At 68.3% G+C, this 18931-nt stretch carries 13 protein-coding genes; 6 read left to right on the top strand and 7 right to left on the bottom strand.

Annotation, left to right across the window (positions count from 1 at the left end; all coding sequences use genetic code 11):
* Positions 1-46 precede the first annotated feature (46 nt).
* Positions 47-6283 (top strand): RHS repeat domain-containing protein, encoded by a 6237-nt coding sequence (locus tag BIV57_RS26285; protein ID WP_071654496.1) that lies wholly within the window; start codon positions 47-49, stop codon positions 6281-6283.
* A gap of 15 nt (positions 6284-6298) precedes the next feature.
* Positions 6299-6856, top strand: a complete 558-nt coding sequence (locus BIV57_RS24395) for a hypothetical protein (protein ID WP_139275324.1) — start codon at positions 6299-6301, stop codon at positions 6854-6856.
* Positions 6857-6871: 15 nt separating this feature from the next.
* Here the strand turns inward: BIV57_RS24395 and BIV57_RS00140 are convergent, their stop codons facing one another.
* From BIV57_RS00140 to BIV57_RS00130, 3 genes are all read right to left on the bottom strand, one after another.
* A complete protein-coding gene (locus tag BIV57_RS00140; RefSeq protein WP_071654495.1) occupies positions 6872-7117 on the bottom strand; it encodes a DEAD/DEAH box helicase family protein in 246 nt (81 codons plus the stop codon).
* 117 nt (positions 7118-7234) lie between these two features.
* Positions 7235-8143: an aminoglycoside phosphotransferase family protein gene (locus BIV57_RS00135; RefSeq protein ID WP_071654494.1), complete on the bottom strand. Its 909-nt coding sequence runs from the start codon at positions 8141-8143 to the stop codon at positions 7235-7237.
* A 111-nt stretch (positions 8144-8254) separates the two neighbouring features.
* Entirely contained in the window at positions 8255-8869 is a 615-nt protein-coding gene (locus BIV57_RS00130) for a hypothetical protein (protein ID WP_071654493.1), read from the bottom strand.
* A 286-nt stretch (positions 8870-9155) separates the two neighbouring features.
* On the opposite strand from BIV57_RS00130, the gene BIV57_RS00125 reads away from it, so the two are divergent.
* The 4 genes from BIV57_RS00125 to BIV57_RS00110 all read left to right on the top strand — a co-directional run bounded on the left by BIV57_RS00125 (position 9156) and on the right by BIV57_RS00110 (position 14050).
* On the top strand, positions 9156-11015 hold the full coding sequence (locus tag BIV57_RS00125; protein ID WP_071654492.1) for a nitrilase-related carbon-nitrogen hydrolase: 1860 nt from the start codon (positions 9156-9158) through the stop codon (positions 11013-11015).
* A 202-nt stretch (positions 11016-11217) separates the two neighbouring features.
* Positions 11218-12084: an alpha/beta fold hydrolase gene (locus BIV57_RS00120; RefSeq protein ID WP_245797357.1), complete on the top strand. Its 867-nt coding sequence runs from the start codon at positions 11218-11220 to the stop codon at positions 12082-12084.
* A gap of 133 nt (positions 12085-12217) precedes the next feature.
* A complete protein-coding gene (locus tag BIV57_RS00115; RefSeq protein ID WP_139275322.1) occupies positions 12218-13210 on the top strand; it encodes a phosphotransferase family protein in 993 nt (330 codons plus the stop codon).
* A gap of 87 nt (positions 13211-13297) precedes the next feature.
* Positions 13298-14050, top strand: coding sequence for a phosphotransferase (locus tag BIV57_RS00110; RefSeq protein ID WP_175548606.1), 753 nt, complete (start codon positions 13298-13300; stop codon positions 14048-14050).
* On the opposite strand, the gene BIV57_RS26670 is transcribed toward BIV57_RS00110, so the two are convergent.
* The 4 genes from BIV57_RS26670 to BIV57_RS00090 all read right to left on the bottom strand — a co-directional run bounded on the left by BIV57_RS26670 (position 14008) and on the right by BIV57_RS00090 (position 18040).
* Complete coding sequence (locus BIV57_RS26670; RefSeq protein ID WP_419185675.1) at positions 14008-14172, bottom strand: helicase associated domain-containing protein; 165 nt, start codon at positions 14170-14172, stop codon at positions 14008-14010. The genes BIV57_RS00110 and BIV57_RS26670 overlap by 43 nt on opposite strands.
* Positions 14173-14411: 239 nt before the next feature.
* Entirely contained in the window at positions 14412-16382 is a 1971-nt protein-coding gene (locus BIV57_RS25670; protein ID WP_071654488.1) for a DUF3732 domain-containing protein, read from the bottom strand.
* Between the two features lie 4 nt (positions 16383-16386).
* Positions 16387-16863 (bottom strand): three component ABC system middle component, encoded by a 477-nt coding sequence (locus BIV57_RS00095; RefSeq protein ID WP_071654487.1) that lies wholly within the window; start codon positions 16861-16863, stop codon positions 16387-16389.
* Positions 16856-18040 carry an ABC-three component system protein gene (locus tag BIV57_RS00090; protein WP_071654701.1) on the bottom strand — a complete coding sequence of 395 codons (1185 nt, stop codon included), beginning with the start codon at positions 18038-18040 and terminating at the stop codon, positions 16856-16858. The genes BIV57_RS00095 and BIV57_RS00090 overlap by 8 nt, the downstream gene beginning before the upstream one ends.
* Between the last annotated feature and the right edge of the window lie 891 nt (positions 18041-18931).

Raw genomic sequence — 18931 nt, 5'->3', positions numbered from 1 at the left:
GCGCGGTCGTGCACGCATCCGGCCGCGAAGAGCTGCGTGGGACGTGATGACGGTCTTTGCCGTCCTGTTCGTCCTGCTCACCGGCTGGATGCCGGGGAGTCAGGGGGCGCAGGCGGCCACCGGCCACCACCAGCCCGGCTACAAGAAGACCAAGGCGATCCCCGTGCACGCCGTCGCCTCGCACTACCGCAAGCCCAAGGCGATGCCGCAATACCACTCGAACACGCCCACCTGGCCCGCCGGCACCGCCGAGGTCGCAGTGACCGCGCCCGCCTCACCCCGCACGGCACCTGCCCCGCAGCGGGCCGGCCGCCTTCCGGTCTGGCTCGCCCCCGCCAGGGGCAGCGCCGGCGTGCGGTCGGCGCGGGTTGCGGTCGGCTCCCGCTCGGCCGCGAAGGCCGCAGGCGTCAACGGCGTCCTGATCTCCCTCACCCCCTCGGCCGCCACCAGCAGCAGCCGGCTCGGGGTGAAGCTGGACTACACCCCCTTCGCCGACGCCTACGGAGGCGACTGGGCCACCCGCCTCCACCTGGTCGCCCTCCCCGCCTGCGCCCTGACCACCCCTCACCAGGCCGCCTGCCGCCGCCAGACCCCGCTCGCCACCCACCTGGACGCCGCCGCCCACGCCCTCAGCACCACTACGACCCTGCAGGGGACGGCGACCGGTCAGCCGGCGCCCGCCCTGACCGGATCGGCGCCCCGCAGCGCCCTGGGCCTTGCGGCCGACTCCACGCTGGTGCTCGCGGCGACCTCCTCGGCCGGCGGCGGGGGCGGCGACTACACCGCCACCTCCCTCAAGCCCTCCGAATCCTGGCAGGCCGGCGGCTCCGCCGACGCCTTCACCTGGAACTACCCGATCGACACCCCGACCGTCCCCGGCGGGCTGGCCCCGAAGATCGACCTGGACTACAACTCCCAGGCCCAGGACGGCCTGACCTCCTCCACCAACAACCAGGCCTCGGCGATCGGCGACGGCTTCTCCTACACCCCCGGCTTCGTCGAACGCTCCTACTCCTCCTGCCACCAAAACGCCGCAGGCACCACCAAGACCTACGACAACTGCTGGTCGGACAACAACCAGGTCACCCTCTACCTCGGCGACCACTCCAGCACCCTGGTCAAGGACGATTCCACCGGCACCTGGCACGCCGTGGACGACGAGAACGAGCGGATCGACTACAAGACCGGCGCCCCCAACGGCGCGCACAGCGGCGAGTACTGGGTCGTGACCACCGACAACGGCACCCAGTACTACTTCGGCCAGAACCAGCTGCCCGGCTACGCCTCCGGCGACGACGCCACGAACTCGGTGTGGACCGAGCCGGTCTACGCCACCGACTCCAGCCAGCCCTGCTACAACGCCACCTTCGCCGACTCCTGGTGCCAGCAGGCCTACCGGTGGAACCTCGACTACGTCGTGGACACCCACAAGGACACGATCTCCTACTTCTACGGCACCGAGACCAACTACTACGCCCGCGACCTCGGCTCCACCGCCGACACCAGCTACACCCGCGGCGGCTACCTGAAGAAGATCATGTACGGGCAGCGGGACGGCTCGGTCTACTCCACCTCGCCCGCAGCCCAGGTCTCCTTCACCTACAACGGCCGCTGCGACACCTCCAGCACCGGCTGCGACACCTCCACCCTCACCACCGCCACAGCCAAGGACTGGCCGGACGTCCCCTACGACCTCAACTGCGCCAGCGGCGCCTCCTGCTCGATCAACTCGCCCACCTTCTGGAGCGAGTACGAGCTGACCGGGATTCAGACCCAGGCACTGGTCGGCAGCACCGAGACCGACGTCGACGCCTTCGCCTTCACCCACAGCTTCCCGACCACCGGCGATGCCACCACCCCGGCGCTGTGGCTGTCGACCATCACCCGCACCGGCCAGGACACCTCCGCCGGCGGCTCCTCCTCCTCAATCGCCATGCCGCCGATCACCTTGACCGGCACGCCGATGTCGAACCGGGTCGACACCACCGACGGCTACCCGCCCATCACCCGCCACCGGTTGACGACCATCACCACCGAGACCGGCGCGATCGTGGACGTCGCCTACTCGGCACCCGGCTGCACCGCCAGCAGCACGCCGAGCGACGCCAGCAAGAACACCACCCTGTGCTACCCCTCCTACTGGACCCCGGACGGGCAGACCGCACCCACCGAGGACTGGTTCAACAAGTACATCGTCACCGGCGTCACCCAGCAGGACCCCACCGGCGGCGGCGTCAACGACACCATCACCACCCACTACACCCCCATCGGCGACCCCGCCTGGCACTACGACGACAACCCGCTCACCCCGGCGGGCCAGCGCACCTGGAACGAGTACCGCGGCTACAGCGGGATGAAGGTCACCGAGGGCACCGCCCCGGACCCGGTCACCGAGACCGACTACACCTACTTCCGCGGCATGGACGGCGACACCCTCCCGAGTTCCGGCACCCGCAGCGCCAGCGTCTCCGACTCCCGCGGCGACCCGGCCGTCACCGACGCCGACCAGTACGCCGGCCAGACCTACGAAGAGATCAAGTACAACGGCGCCAGCAGCGGCAACGCGGTGACCGACACCATCACCGACCCCTGGAGCTCGGCCGCAACCGCCACCCACGCCGTCTCCGGCCTGCCCGACCAGCACGCCTACCACACCGGAACGGCCAAGGAACGCATCTACACCCCGCTGTCGACCGGAGCCACGCAGGAGGCCGAGACCGACTACGGCCACGACGCCTACGGCCGGGTCACCCAGACCAACGACCTGGGCGATGTGACCACCGCCGACGACGACCGCTGCACCACCACCAGCTACGCCGACAACACCAGCAGCTGGATCATGGACGCCGTCGACGACACCGCCACGGTGGCCGTCAACTGCTCCACCACACCCAGCTACCCCGGGGATGCGGTCAAGGACGAGCGCACCTTCTACGACGGCGCCACCACCTTCGGCACCGCCCCCACCACCGGCGACGCCACCCTGGTCCAGGACGCCTCGTCCTACTCCGGCTCCACCCCCACCTACACCACCACCTCCACCACCACCGTCGACGAGTACGGCCGGCCGCTGACGGCCACCGACGGCGACAACCGCACCACCAAGACCGCCTACACCCCCGCCACCGGCGCCGAACCGACCTCGATCGCCGTCACCGACCCCAAGTCGCTGACCACCACCACGACCTACGACCCGCTCACCGACCAGCCGCGGCAAAAGACCGACCCGGCCGGCTACATCACCAAGCAGCAGTACGACGCCCTCGGCCGGCTGACCGCCGTCTACCTGCCCGGCATCACCACCGCCTCCGACACCTACAGCTACACCCTCTCCGCCACCGCCCCCTCCGTCGTCACCAGCAGCACCCTCAACGACGACGGCTCCTACCGCACCACCACCACCCTCTACGACGCGCTGCTGCGCGAGCGGGAGAGCCAGGAAGGCACCGAGGACGGCGGACGCGATGTCACCGACACCGTCTACAACACCGACGGGCTGAAGGCCAAGGAAAGCGACCAGTACTACACCACCGGCGCCCCCGACGGCACCCTGGTCCAGGCCCAGGACGGCGACATCCCCTCCGAGACCGGCTACCTCTATGACGGCGCCGGACGCCAGACCGCCGAGATCGCCTACAAGCTGGGCAGCGAAACCTGGCGCACCACCAGCAGCTACGGCGGCAACGTCACCACCACCGTCCCGCCCAAGGGCGCCACCGCCGAAAGCGTCTTCACCGACGTGCGCGGCAACCAGACCGCCCAGTGGCAATACCACGACCCCACCAAGGCCGACCCCGACACCGCCGCCCCCGCCGACTACTCGGCCACCACCTACACCTACACCCCCACCGACCAGAAGGCCGGCGAGACCGACGCCGCCGGCAACACCTGGTCCTGGACGTACGACCTGCTGGGCCGTCAGATCAAGGCCGACGACCCGGACACCGGCACCACCACCTCCAGCTACGACAACGCCGGGCAGCTGATCACCGCAACCGACGCCCGCGGCAAGCAGATCACCTACAGCTACGACACCGACGGCCGCAAGACCGCCAGCTACGACACCACCGGCGGCGCCACCGCCTCGGCCGGCAACCAAGTCGGCGCCTGGACCTACGACACCCTCAAAAAGGGCTACCCGACCGCCTCCACCTCCTACCAGAAGGGCACCACCAGCCCCTCGGTCACCAGCCAGATCCTGGGCTACAACGGCTACAGCAAGACCGAAGCCGTCCGCGAGACGCTCGCCAACCTGCCCTCCAACGAGGCCGCCCTGGAGCCGTCCGGCGGCTACACCACCTCCTACGACTACACCATCACCGCCAAGCTGCGGACCCTGGGCGACTACGCCGCCGCCGGCCTGCCCGCGGAGAACATCGACTACGGCTACGACACCTACGGCGACCCGGTCTCCACCACCAGCGGCGGCGCCTCCGGCGGCTGGTCCTACCTGACCGCCGTCGGCTACGACGACTACGGCCACCCCCTGCAGTACACCCTCGGCGGCGGCGCCCGATGGGTCGACCTCAACCTCACCTACGACCCCCAGACCCAGGACGTGACCGACTCCCAGGTCACCGACGTCAACGCCAGTACCGTCGTCGACCACACCCACTACGCCTACAGCAACAGCAGCGTCTCCCAGGGCGCCGGCCTGATCACCTCCATCACCGACCAGCAAAACGGCAACACCACCACCGACACCCAGTGCTTCGCCTACGACTACGCCACCCACCTGTCAGGCGCCTGGAGCGCCACCGACAACTGCGCCGCCACCCCCACCGCAGGCAGCAGCGCATCCGTGGGCGGACCCGACCCCTACTGGCAGTCCTTCACCTACGACGCCGCCGGAGACCGCAAGACCGAAACCGACCACGACACCTCGGGCAACACCAGCAACGACACCAACATCACCTACACCTACCCCACCCAAGGAACCGCCGGCGACCAGGCCCACACCCTCACCAAGACCACCGCCACCGGCGCCAACGCCGCCGCCCACACCGCCTCCTACGCCTACGACGCCTCCGGCAACACCACCGGCATCACCACCAGCAGCGGCACCCAGAATCTGACCTGGGACAGCCAAGGCCAACTCGCCTCCCTCTCCGACAGCGCAACCGGCGGCACCACCAGCTACCTCTACGACGCCGACGGCAACCTCGCCCTGCGCACCGACCCCGGCCAGGCCACCCTCTTCGTGGGCGATGAGCAGATCGTCGAAGACCTCACCAACCAGACCGTCACCGGCACCCGCTACTACACCCTGTCCGGCGACGACCAGCCCATCGCCGAACGCTCCAGCAACGGCGACGTCCAGTACCTGATCCCCGACCACCAGAACACCGACCTCCTGGCGATCGACTACCAGACCTTCGCGGTCACCCGCCGCCAGTACACGCCCTTCGGCCAAACCCGCGGCCAAGACGCCTCCGCCACCTGGCCCGGCGACAAGGGCTACGTCGGCGGCACCCCCGACGCCACCACGGGCCTGGAGAACCTCGGCGACCGCGAATACGATCCGGACACCGGACGCTTCCTGTCCGCCGACCCCGTCCTGGAGGCCAACGACCCCAACCAACTCGCCGGCTACGACTACGCCGGCAACGACCCCATCAACCAATCCGACCCCACAGGAGACAGCTACGCCGACCCCTTCGGAGGCCATGCCTGCGGCAACGCCCACGCCTGCGAGGACTCCGATCACGTCCGCGGCTACACCGACGGCCACGGCCGCGTCACCCACAAGGGCCGGGTGTATGAGCAGCAGGAACGCCGCTCCTACAACAGCTACCTCCGCTCGTCCTACTACCGCACACAGACTCGCGCGTTCTACAACTGGCTCTACCACCGTCCCAGTCACACGGTTCACATACGGTATTCTGCTGCTTCCTATAACCGCCCCTCACCGAAGCCTCACCGCTCCTTTTTCTCGTCGATAGTTCATTCGGTCAGCAAAGAATTTTCTAACCACTGGCGAGAAATCGCTTCAATAGCCGCAGGAGGTGTATTCGTTATAGCCTCGGGGGTGTGTGCGGCAAGCATCGTATGCGGAGTAGCCTTGGGTGTCGCGGGGGCGCTCGCCACCTATACGGCCTCCACTCTGCTTACGAAGAGTCGGTGGAGTTGGAGCTCTTTTACGCTCAACGGAGTGGGTGGTGGAATCATCGGCGGTGCGACTGTCGGAGTAGGAAGGGCTGCGAACATTCCGATCTTCAGAAAGCCTGTCGAGGTGGGTCTAGATGATACCCTGAATGCCTTGGGGAGGGCTATTGAGAAATAAATGTCGGCTTCGCGGGTGAACGACTCGGGCGCGACACTGCGCCGCTACAAGCACCTGGTTGAGAGGATTCTTTTGAAGGTCCGATGGCAGTTCGCGGCCGTCATCGCGACGTCCGCGTCCGCGATTGCAGGTGCTTACATGGCGGGCGATCGGGCTCTGGCGGCCGGCCTGGCGACCGCGACTGCCGTAGGCGTTCGAATAGCAGTCAGGCGTCCGCGCATGCCCGACGTCGAGAAATTGCGTCGATATTCGTCCGACGTGCGAAAGGTGCCGTGGTCCTACGCTCAGAGGTATCTAGTCAAGCATTTCCCGAAACATGGGAACATCGTCGATATTTTGCAGAAAGCTGCCGAAGCAAATGGTTTGTTCATCGCTACCGCCGAAAGCGAGGCTGGCGCGGGGCGGAGAGTCAAGTGCTACGTTCTCGCATTCATGGAAGATCGCGACCTTATGTGCTTCCCCGTACGCATTCCAAATTCGGTCTATCCGTGGAATGCTTTGAGGGTAGACTCGCGCGTGTTCGGAGACGCTATCCTTCCGTATGCCAAACTGCGCGCGAATATACGTCGTTAGTTAATTCTTGGTGCGCTACTGCGTGACGGTTTGGGCGATCAGGTCCAGGGTGGGGACGATGATGGCGACCATGCCGCGGGGGACCAGGCGGTGGGCGGCGACCGCTGCGGTGATGGTCTTGCCGGTGCCGGTGGCCGAGACCAACTGCCCCCGCACGCCCTCCTCCGGCACTCGGCCGTCGGCGGGGAGTTCCAGGCCGCGCACGATCGCATCGACAGCGGCCGGCTGATGCGGATGCAGACGAAGGCGCGGGCCGCTCATGTGGTGCTCCCGGTGGTGCTGGGCGTCGACGGAATGCGGGCGGAAGCTCCATTATCGCGACCCGGGCTGCGGGCCAGGGGGCTGACCCGGAGATGCCCCGTCATCTGAGGGCGGCGTCTACACCGCGTCGCCGGCATCCCCGGTTGGTGCTGCTGCCGCGGCGAGGGACTCAAGGCGGCGGATAACCGTCGGACCCTCGCCCCAGGCGTCGTCGGCTGCTTCCCACAGCAGCTCGAGGCGGCGATACCGCCGTGCCCGGGCGCGCACACCCGGGCCGGCGGGCCCGCGGTAGTGGCTCAGGAGGAGGTCGAGGAAGGACTGCCCGAAGTCCCCGGCGATCTTGGCGAAGTCCAGGGCGGGGTCATCAAGGGTGGCGTCCCCGAAGTCGATCACACCGACCAGATCGCCGCGGGCGTCGAGGTACAGGTGCTCGGCCCTGACGTCGCGATGGACGACCGCCTGCGGCACCTCCTGGCCTTCGAGGCTGCTGATCTCCTCATCGAGCCAGCCGCGCGCCGGTTCGGTGAGCAGGTCCCAGACGGTCGCGAGGTGCTGCCGGGCGTCCGCCGCGACCGGTGCACTGGTCATTGCATGGGATCGGGCGTCGCGGACCGGGAGATGGTGGAGGCCGGTGAGGAACTCGGCGAGCTGCCGGGCCAGCCGGTTGTGCTGCTCGCCGTGTGGAGGTGATGCCGGCGGCCGGCCGGCCACCCGGCGCTCCACGATCGCGACCGGCAGTCCGCCGGCGCCGGCGATGGCGAACGGATCGCGCGGCACCGGCAGTCCGCGGGCGGCCAGCGCGTGCAGGAGCGGCACCTCCCAGGAGCGCCCGCCGCGCCGCCGCCAGGGGTGGGGGAAGTCGCGGGCGACGCGCGCGACCCACGGTCCGGAGGGGTCGTTGATCTGGTAGGCCCGGGTGGCGATCCCCTCGCCGATCAGACACGCCTGCGCGAGGTCGGCGGCGGGCAGCCGCTCGAGGACAGCCGGGCGGAGGCCTGCAGGCAGCCGCTGCGCCTCGTCTGCCATCACCGCGGCACGCTAGCAACGTCGCCACTCGCGGGATAGGTGAGTGTGTATGCCGGGCGGCGGCCGGAGCGGCGGCGTCTGCCCTGTGGGGGGCGCCCGGGATCGGCCGCGTCACGGTCCGCTCTTGTTGAAGTACTGGTTCAGCGAGCAGGTGTCACCGAAGGCCGAGCTGCACAGTTCGGTTCGACCGTCGCGTTTGCGTACGTCGAGGTTGATCGAGCATGCGCCCACTGAACGTGCGTCGCCAAAGGTGATCCCCACGGAGATTCCCTCGGCGGCGGACGGATCGCCATATGCGTACTCTCCGTCGGCGCTCTCCAGGAAGAACTGCCACTGTCCGTCCTGCTCCTGGTTCGTGCAGGTCTCCATCCCCGGGGACCGTTGCGCCAGTTTGAGGTTGCCGGCGGTGAAGGTGCGGTCCTTGCGGAACACGATGCGTCCGCCGTCGGAGTCGGTCCAGGTGCCGACCAACCCGGGCACGGCGAGGGTTGCGTCGACGCCGTGGTTGGCGCACGCGGTCGCCGTGAGGAGAAGGCCCACCGCGATGGCGACAACTGGGCGGCGCCTTCGCCTGCTTGCCACGGTGATCCGCCGCGCGTCCGGGAACGCCGGGGAACGGCGCGCCGAGCGGGTCAAGCGCACGTCGGCGTCCGCGGCCTCGCGGCGGGCGTCGATCTCGTCGTCGTCCCCCATGGGGATGTGGCCGGGCGGCAGGGTCTCGGTCATCGGATCAACCTAGCCAAGATCCGAGGCGACCCACCCGATACCACGGCATAGTCGCGCGGGCGGGATGCCGACATGCGGACGCTGCCAGAGCAGGCCGCCGCGCATGCTGCGGATAACCCCTGTCGGCGACTACCTGGGCTCGCTCAAGGCCCTGGTGCGGGCGGCGTGGTTGCGGGTAGCGTGATCGCATGCTTTGACGCCCTTCCCTTTGGCCCCGCGGACCTCCTTCACCGGCTGAGCTGACGCGATCCCGTTCTGCGCAAGCCACCTTGTGAAGGAGTTTTTCGTGCGCCCGCTGTCCCTGGCCCTGTTGCAACTGGCCCCGGCACAGGCCGATCTGGAGGCCAACCTCGCCGCCGGCGAGGATGCCTGCCGCCGGGCCCGCGCGCTCGGCGCCGACCTCGCGCTCTTCCCCGAGCTGTGGAGCAACGGCTACGCGTCCGCCGTTCCCGACGGCCTGCACGAGGATCTGTTCCGCCACCCGCAGCGGTGGGAGGGCGTCGACCGGCTGCCGCCGGTGCCCGGGCCCGAACAGGTCTGGCGCGGTCAGCCGGTCGGCCAGGACTCGCCGTTCGTCCAGCACTTCTGCGCGCTGGCCGAACAGCTGGAGATGGCGATCGCCCTGACCTACCTGGAGGCCTGGGACGGCCCGCCGCGCAACACGCTCGCGCTGATCGATCGCCGCGGCCGGATCGTGCTCCATCAGGCCAAGGTCCACACCTGCGCCTTCGGCCTGCCTGAGGCGCTGCTGACGCCCGGCGAGGAGTTCGGGACGGCCACGCTCGACACAGCCGTGGGCGAGGTCCGGGTGGGGGCGATGATCTGCTACGACCGCGAGTTCCCCGAAAGCGCCCGGGCGCTGATGCTCGGCGGCGCCGAGCTGATCCTGGTGCCGAACGCCTGCGACATGGAGATCAACCGGCTCGCCCAGCTGCGCGCCCGGGCGTTCGAGAACATGACGGCCGTGGCGATGGCCAACTACCCCGGTCCCGGCTTCGGGCATTCGGTCGTCTTCGACGGCATGGCCTTCGGCGACGCCGGCTCCCGCGACATGCGCCTGGTCGAGGCCGGGGAGCAGCCGGGCATCGTCGTGGCGGAGCTGGACCTGGCCGCGCTGCGCGACTACCGCCGCCGCGAGACCTGGGGCAACGCCTTCCGACGCCCCACCGCCTACCGTGCCCTGACTGAGGATCGGATCGAGCCGCCGTTTGTCCGACGCGATCAGGACGGCCGCCCCTCGCCGGCCGCGCCCCGCACCCCCGTCGCGGCCCAGGCCTGTACGGATGCCCGGCCGACGCACCCGCACTCCGTCGTGCAGCGCTACCTCGACGAAATCACGCCGCAGATCGTCGAGGTCGTCACCTTCGAGCAGGGCGGCACCAATGTGCTGCGACTGCGCGACCGCGAGGGGGCCTTCAGCGTCCTGAAGTGGTACCCCGTCCAGCAGCGGTCGCTCGCCGAGCTGCAGGGCGCCGCGGATCGCGCGCGGCGGCTGCGCGAACTGGGCTGGCCCCTTCCGCGGATCCTGGCCGTGGAGGAGTTTGGCGGACTCGTCCTGGCCCGCGAGGAGTTCCTCGACGGGGAGCATCCGTCGCAGATCACCGAAGCCGCGCTGCACACCATGCTCGACCTCTCCCGCGCAGGCCGCGGCGCGGCCACCGAGCGCGCCACCGGCTGGCTCCGCTCCTTCGCCGACGACCTGCACACAGGTGGCCGCAAGGTGGAGCCGCCGGTGTTGACGCGGCACCGGTATGCCGCGTCCGTCCTTGCCCGCGCCCGCGCCGCCTTCGAGACTCTGCCTGCCGAGCCGCGCGCCTTCGACGACCTGATCCACGGCGACTTCAGCCCCGGCAACGTCCTCGTCCAAGACGGGCGGCTGCTGGGTGTCGTCGACTGGGAGGGCGTCACCGCCGGCGGCGCCGCCCTGGACCTGGTGACGCTGGAGTGGGACCTGGAGCTGTGGGGGCGTTCGGTCCGCCATGCACTCCCGTCCGTCCGGGCCGAGCTGGACCGCCTGGCGCCTGCGCCGCTGCGGGACGCCTACCGGCTCTACCAGACGTGCCGCAACCTCTCGTGGGCGCTGGGGACACCCGAGGAGGCCGACGTCGTCCGCACCGCCCAGCGGATCACGGGTGCCCTGTCGTGAGCGTCCGGCCGTGGGGGAGAAGCCGCTTGAACTGCGGGTGACTACTGCCTCTGGGGTCGGCGCCGGGTGATCGCCGATGCACGATCCGGCCGTGGTTCTGGACCTCCTCGATGTTCGGGATCCCCATGGGGCCATGGCCATCTACCTCGGGCCGGGTGGAAAGGGCGTGGCGGCTCGTCAGATGGCCGGGTAGGTTCCGGCGGTGACTTCGACGACGACATCCGGCCGCGCTCCGATGACCGACGGGGCGACGATTTCCTGGACCCGGCTGGAGGGGACCGTCGAGGCACCGCCGGTGGTGCTGCTGCACGGCGGCCCGGGCTTGGCGGACGGGCTGCGCGACGTCGCCCCGCTCGTGGAAGGCCTGGCGCCGGTCTACCGCTACGACCAAAGGGGCACCGGGGGCTCTCCCTGGGAGGGCCGGCACACCTTCGCCCTGCACATCGCCGACCTGGTCGAGCTGCTGGACCAGTGGGGCGCCGAGCGGGCCGTGCTGATCGGCCACTCCTATGGCGCCAGTCTGGCCAGCCGCTTCGTGCTGGCCCACCCCGACCGGGTCGCCGCGCTGCTGCTGCTGTGCGGCCCGAACGTCGGCGACTGGCGCGCCGGCTACCAGGCCGAGCGCGACCGCCGCATGACCGCGGTCCAGCAGGAGCGCCTCCGCACCCTGCAAAAGCTGCCGGAACGCACCGAGGAGCAGGAGACCGAGCTCCTCACGCTGTCATGGTTCACCGACCACGCCGACCTCGAACGCGGCTGGGAATGGGCCGCCCAGAGCGCCGCGACGCGCCGCGCCAACCGGCCCATGAACGCCGAACTCGGCAAAGAAGGCCACGCCGACCTGCTGGACGATCACCTCGACGAGATCCGCGCCTGTCTGCCGGCCAAGACCGAGATCCTCAGCGGTGTCTGCGACCCGCGGCCGATCGCCTGCCTGGAGGAGCTCGCGGCCCGCTGGCGGGTGCCGCTGACCCGGATCGAGGACGCCGGGCATGAGCCCTGGCTGGAGCAGCCCGAGACCGTGCGCGGCCATCTGCGCCGCTTCGTCCACACGGCGGTCACCGAATAGGGCCGCAGTTGTCGGCGGCCGTGCAGATGCCGTCGCAAGACCGGCACCGGCAGACGGCATGGCCGTGCCCCGTACTGGTGGTGATGCGGAAAACCGGTTCGCGTTCGCGGACGTCGGAATCTAGCCTCCGCGGGTGAGTCCTTTGGAATCGGTGAAGTACTCCGAGCGGCTCGGTGTGATCGAGCCCGCGCAACTGCAGGCGGTTGCCGAGCGGTTCGATCTCGGCCGGGTCACCGACGCGTGCCCCCTTGCGGGCGGCCTGTTCGGTCAGAACCTGATGCTGGAAACCACCCGGGGCCGGTTTGTGCTGCGCGGCCGTCCCCACGGCCCGGCGCAACTGGCCAAGGAGCGGCGGGTCGCGTCCCTGATCCATGAGCGCTCGTCGCTGCCGGCGCCGTGGCCCTACCGGGTCAGCGAGGACACCGCGGTGTTCGGCTGGAGCTACGCGGTCATGCCGATGCTGCCCGGCAGGTCCGGCCAGGATCTGTGGTCGGCCGCAGGCGAGAAGCAGCGTGTGGGGCTGGCTGGTTCCTGCGGGAGGGCGCTGGCAATGCTGCACGAGGCGGGCTGGGCGACGCCCGGCGCCTACGACGACACGATCGATGACTTTGTGCCGGTGAAGGACCCCGAGGCGTGGTGGCTGGCGCGTCTGGAGGCGGTCCGCGGCCAGTGCCGCGCCGTGGGCGCGCTGACGGTGGAGGACGAGCGGTTCATCGACGGCGTCCTGGAGCAAAACCGTGCGGCGCTGCGCGAACCCTTCCGGCCGGTGCTGGTCCACCACGACTTCAAGCCCGGCAACCTCAACTTCACCAAGAACGGCGACTCCTGGGAGCCGTCGGGCGTGTTCGACCTGTTCGAGGCCTATATCGCCGATCCGGACGAGGACCTGGTCCGGATGCTTCGCATTGTGGAGACCGAGGAAGAACGTCGGGCGTTCCTGAGCGAGTACGTCGGCGCTCGAGGCGGGCTGCGTGCCGGTGCGGCCGAGCGGCTCGAGCTGTATGCGCTGGCCGACTGGCTGGTGATCTGGGAGTACGGCAGGCGCAACCGGGTGTGGTTCGAGGGGGTCGCGTTCATCGACAGCGTCCGGCCCCACCTGGCCGCCGCACGGCGCGTCGTTTCCTAGAGCCGGGTCGGGGCCCCGCACGGTACGCGCCCGAATCATCGTGTGTCAGGAACGGAGGGGACTCTCGTGGAGGAGCCCTGGGAGTTTGTGAAGGACCGGACCGCTGCTGTCGGCGGCGCGGTGTGGCGCTCGCCCGACGGGCGCCGGTTCAAGCGCACCGGCGGCGCCGAGCTGCGCGTGGAGGCCGACTTCCAGCAGCGTCTTGAGCAGCTCGGCTACCCGGTGCCGCACGTCGCCGACGCCGGAATCGACGGTGAGGGGCGGGCGTACTTCGTGGAGGAGTCGCTGGGCGCCGCCTCGTTGCACGACGCGGCGCTGGCCGCGACCGGCGGCCGCAAGGAGCAACTTCCCGGGGCGGTGGTCGAGGAGGCGGTGGCGGTCGCGGGTCGGCTCCTTGCGGCCCAGGCCGCCCATCCGCAGGCGGCGCCGCCCGACGCACTGCGCGCGTGGTTCGACACGGCCGGGTTCACCGGCCACGTGTTCACGGAAAACCCCGACCTTAAGACCCCGCGCGTGCGGGACCTGACGGGCCGCGCGCTGCGGCGGCTTGAGGACGTGCCGCTGGTGTGGGCGCACTTCGACTACGGACTGCCCAACACGTTCCCGGCGGGCGTCATCGACTGGCAGCACCACGGGCTCGCGCCGCTGGGCTACGACGTCGTGCCGGCCCTGGAGGTCATCGCGTTCAAGGGCGGCGCCAAGGGCTACACCGCCGGCGCCGCGCAGCGTGCCCGCTACCTCGCCGGGCTCGACGAGGTGTCTCCCGGGCAGACCGAGCCCTCGATCCCATCGATGGCTCACGGCAACTCCAGCTCGGCCTTGGCGAGCGCGGCGCGCTGACCGTCGGTCAGCTTCGCGTCGAGGACTTTGACGTTGGAGACCCAGACCACCAGCTGATGGCCGCCTTCGACATGTTGGAGAGGTACTCGGGAGTGGCCGAAGCGGGCGGTGTACTGCCGCAGCGCGGCCAGGCACTTGTCGAAGGCGCCGAGGGCCCTCGTGTCGGCGCTCAGTAGATCCGAGCAGGCGGTATGTCTATGAGCTGTGACTGTTCAGGCTGATCGGCCCTGTAGAGCGCGTTGTTGAGTCAGTTATCCTGCGCAGTTAGGGGCAGCCCTGCCAGGACATTGCTCGGGTAGTTCGGCCAGTGGTGCAGCTTGGTGCTGGTGCGCAGTTTCGCTGGCCATTAGTAGGTGCTGGCCTATGGAGTGTTGTTGTCCTCCTCGGGAAGCCAGCTGGTGGGGATGAGTTTTTCTCCGTTGCGCCAGTTGTAGCGAACGGCTGCTTGGTACCAGTCGTGGGGGAGGTCAGCGTGGTCGCTGACGATCATCTGGAACTCGGGGGAGAGCTCGGCGACGACTTGATGCATGAGCCGGAAGAGGCGGGTCACGGCCACGCGGTCCTCGTCGTCGGCCAGGTCTTCGAGGCGACCGCCTCGCTTCGCCATGTCGGAGGGGTAGTAGGGCTGGGTCGGCTGGTCGAGCATGAGGAAGCGCGGGACGGGGCGATGGTTCGCGGCGAAGTACTGATGGAGGGCCAGGTGCGCGGCAAGGTGGTAGCCGACGTGGTTCTTCGCGCTGCCGATGCGCAGGAGTTCGGTGATCCCGGCTGGAGTGTCGGTGACGACGGTGAGCTTTTTTGGGTTCAGGCGGACCAGGCCGTCCCCATGCTCGAGTTTGAGGGCGCGGGCGTGATCGGTCATCTTGCCGCTGAGATAGCCGATACTGTGGGTTAGCTTTTCCTCGATGGCTTCGGCGTCGAGTTGTTCTTCGTGGTCGCGGACGAGCTGCCGGTAGACGGCGATATCAGATTCGAGGTGTTGAACGGCACTGCTGTCGGCCGTGGTGCTGATCTGGCCCAGGTAAGCGCTGATTCGACCGCGAGTGAAGGCCTGGGCTTCCGCCTGCCCCAGCAGTCCTGCCTCCCGGGTACGTTCCTCAGCGATGACACTGAGGGCTCCTTCGATTCCGCGGAGTTGTTCGCGCAGCTCTGCGGCGCGTTCCTCGACGTCGCGGAGAGCCTGCTCGCGGCGTGGTTGTACCGCCTGCACACTGTCGAGCTGGCCTTGAAGATCGGTGAGGGTGCTGTGCATGGCGGCGACCGTCGGATCGGGCTCGGCCAACTCGTTCCCGCACAGGGGGCAGCTGTTATGGGGCGACGCGGTGTCGGGTACGAGGCTGAGCGCTGACAAGCGGGAGATGCCGCGGGTGACAGCGCCTCTGTAGCCGGTGGCCTGGGCCTCCAGGTCGCTGAGGAGCTGGCGCTCTTCCGAGAGAGAGCGCAGTTGCCGGCGCAGGGTAGTTGCTTCCTGGCTGAGGATCAGCTCCTGGCGGCGTTGCTCCTCGTCACCGTCAGGTCTGGTGGGTTGGAAGGAGGAGGCCTGCTGGAGAGCCTCGATGACCGCGGTCCTGTTGGAGGTGTCAATGCCGTCCTCCGTGATCAACCCGTGGACGCGGGCTTCGCTGAGAAGGGACTGCAGGCGGGAGTCCGACCCTTCGGCGGTCTCTTGCAGGGCTTTGAGATCGTTCTCGGCTCTGCGCAGGGCTCTTTTGGCTTGGGTGAGCTGCTGTTGAAGAGATGCCTGGTCCTCAGGGACCGCGCCAAGGAAGTAGGGGAGAGTGGCCTTGAGGCTTTCAAGGATGCCGCGCTCGTTTTGTCTGTGGAACAGGACGCGCTTGGAGGCAACTTCGTCCTGGTTTTGAAGGCAGAGCAGGACGGCATGACCGAGGTTGGCGCTGAGCGGGGATGCCAGGCTTCCAGCGGGCGGCTCACTGCGTGCATCACCGATGCCGATCCGACGGCCGAGCTGCTGGCGTAGCTGTGTCGAGTCGATGTTGGTGCGCATATCGGACAATCCGGGGATACCGAGGTCTGCCCCGACCTCGAGCATAGCGGTGGAGACAGACCGCGCGCCGGGCGCGGGAGCGGGACGCGCCGCGAGAATGCGGGTGCCGGGCAGCTGCAAGATGACGGCATACCAGGCGACTGTGTTAAAGATCGGGCTGATCGGGAGCGTCGCTTCGTCTCTGCCGAGGCAGAAATCGACGATGTCGAGCAGCGCACTCTTGCCCGTCTGCGAAGTTCCAGTGACGATGTTGAGCTCGCCAAGCCGGAAGTCCAGGACGCGCTTCTCGCCGCTCTTGCTGTAGAGGATGACCGACCGGATCTGCACCCGCTTAGGGTCTCACGCCCAACAGCGAAAATACGGTGGAAGGGTTGTCGGAGCGTGCAGTCCAACGGCCAATGAGAGAAGCCGCCTTGATCAACTGCGCCAGCTCGCCACTGCTCCGGGAGTTCGCCACGGTACCTTTGAGGTGGCCCTGCTCCACGGCGAGCATCTGGTGGCGAAGGCCGAAGCGCAGGCCTTCACGTACGGCGGGGATCAGCGAGGCGCTACGGGCGGCGATGCCGGCGACGAGTGCGGGATGGTCGGCTATCCAGTTCGGCAGGTGAGTCCGTGTCGAGCTGGGTAGCGCCTGTCGTGTGGGTCTGTGCAGAACCATCGGAGCCACCAGGAAAGCCATGGGCCAGGGCATGAGCCTGCCGGAGGACTCGCGTTCGAAGTCCCGTGCTGCGGTGGCTTCGACCACAGCCACGAGCGCTGGGTTGAGGAAAGCGGCGCTGGCCTGGGGCCGCTGCGTCCAACTAGCCATGTGCGGCTCTGATCAGGCTCTTTACCCGCGCCTCGAAATCGGGATGCCAACCGACTCGGCCGCGGTCGGCTAGCTCATGGTGCTTGCCCCGGGAGAAGAACGCTTCGTCGTATGCCTCACGGATCCGATAGCGTGTCTGGTCCAGGGTCTTGCGAAGAAGAGCTTTGCCCGCCTGCTCCTGCTCCCGGTCGGTGGCACCATCCCCCAGCTCGTCCAGCATCCAGTCGAACTCCCGCTGCCATTCATCGGCCAGGTTTCCCTCGAACCGTGCCAGATCGTCGAGATCGACCAAGTCGTCCTCGATCCATGCCACGGTTTGGGTGTAGGCACGGTAGTAGTCCACCATCGCCTTGTTCAGCTGCCGATGGGCACCGACCCATCGCAACTGATGGACGAAACAGGAGTCCGCCAGCTCAGTTTCAGCCTCCGCAGAGAAGTCCTCACGCTCGACCAGCGTAGGTAGCCGGTCAGAGGTGTAGTCGTCCCGGATACGGCTGATGCGCTGCATGAGCCGGGTGACAGAAACACTGGTGTGCCTCTTCTGCAGCATGTCCACGGTCTGCTCGTACCACCAAGCCCAAAGCTGCCGCATGAACGAGTCAGCGTGCCCGTCCGGGAGCGCGGCCCTGAGCTTGATCCGGACCTGCTCGTCGAGATCGTCGATGGACGAGGCACCGTCGATGACTCTCATCCGTTTCACGAAGACGGCCCGCTGGGTCGCCGGAATCCCTAAAAACGCCCGTCGGGCGGCTCTCGTGTCCTTGTTTGTTGACTCCCGTGCTGCCGCGTTCAGCAGGGCCAGAGCCTCAGCCGGCGAGGTGACGGGACCTTTGAGTGCTGCCATGGCGCTGCCCGGCCGGGCATTTTGGGTGGTGACCAGGGTCAGCATCGGACCGTACTCATCACCGGGGGTGTGGGTGTCCATCCACGACTGGATGGTCCTCCACACGTCGTCGTCCTTGTCACCTAGCGTGCGAACACTGCGGATATGGTGCTTAACCTGCAGGAGTTCGACAGGCTGCCCGTCCTTCTCCCACGCCACATCGTCGTGGAGCTCCAGACTGATCGACCCGTCTGGCCGTTCCTCTCGCCCGCGCAGCAATTCAAGCAGGGCAAGCTGCGCCTGGAAGAGATACCCCAGAGCCGATGCTGATGCCTCGTGCGGGGAGGACGCCATGTCCACAGTCTCCGATCCCGATGTTGCTCTGTCCAGAACGGCACACTAATCAAACACGATTACGTAAGGCTGGCCAATCGCTGGGCGAGGCCCCTGCCTGTGGTGAGGGTTGGTGGTTGGGGTGGCGTCAGACTCGCGGCATTGGGGTGCCGCCACCGTCGAGCGGTGCATCAACCGCCTCAAGTAGTGGCGTGGCGGGTTGGTGGATAGGGCCTGGCCGAAGTGGTCGGGGGTGGGGCGGTGTCGTGGTGGTGGGTGTTTTCCGGGTCACGCTGGGCGGGGCGGGTTGATGCACGCTCCTGAGCGTGTGCGATCCGCCCGGCTTGTGCTGGATGATCGGTTCGGCGTCAGGGGGTTGGTTGTTTCTGCGTCGCGGTGGTGCGCGGGGTGGTGGGTGGGTGGTCCGTTTCTCGGTTTCGGGCGGGGAGGGGTAGTGGGATGGCCGGCGGTGTGGGCTTGCCGCTCGCGGTGGTCGGCGGGCCGGGGTGCCGGCGAGGGAGGAAACGCGGGCGGGGCCGATTCTCGGGTTGACACATCGCCAGGTTTTCATGATCACTGGTTGAACCAATTTTCGCCTTACGCGGGCGCCGGTAACGGAGCATTGTGTTACTGAGAGCAGTTCGGTTCGAGGTCGGCGCGGAGCGTCGGCCGATGCCGGGATCCGCTGCATGGCCAGTGTCTTGGAGGCGGACCGGCGGCTCGTTTTCCTGAGCATTGCTCAAGGCTGGCCTGTGACCGTCTAGTTAGCGACCATCCTGGCCGGCTTGTAGCCAGCCAGGCGCGTCTTCCGTAGGCGCGGAGCGCCGGAGGAAGACGCGTCGCCCCCGGAGGGGGCGGCATCCCGGCGCGCGTTAGCGCGCCACGGCTACGCCGCGTAGCGGCGTGCGCGGT

It is taken from the genome of Mangrovactinospora gilvigrisea (assembly GCF_001879105.1).
GTDB lineage: Bacteria > Actinomycetota > Actinomycetes > Streptomycetales > Streptomycetaceae > Mangrovactinospora > Mangrovactinospora gilvigrisea.
The sequence above is the reverse complement of the archived record's forward strand: the minus strand, read 5'-3'. Positions and strand labels throughout refer to the sequence as shown.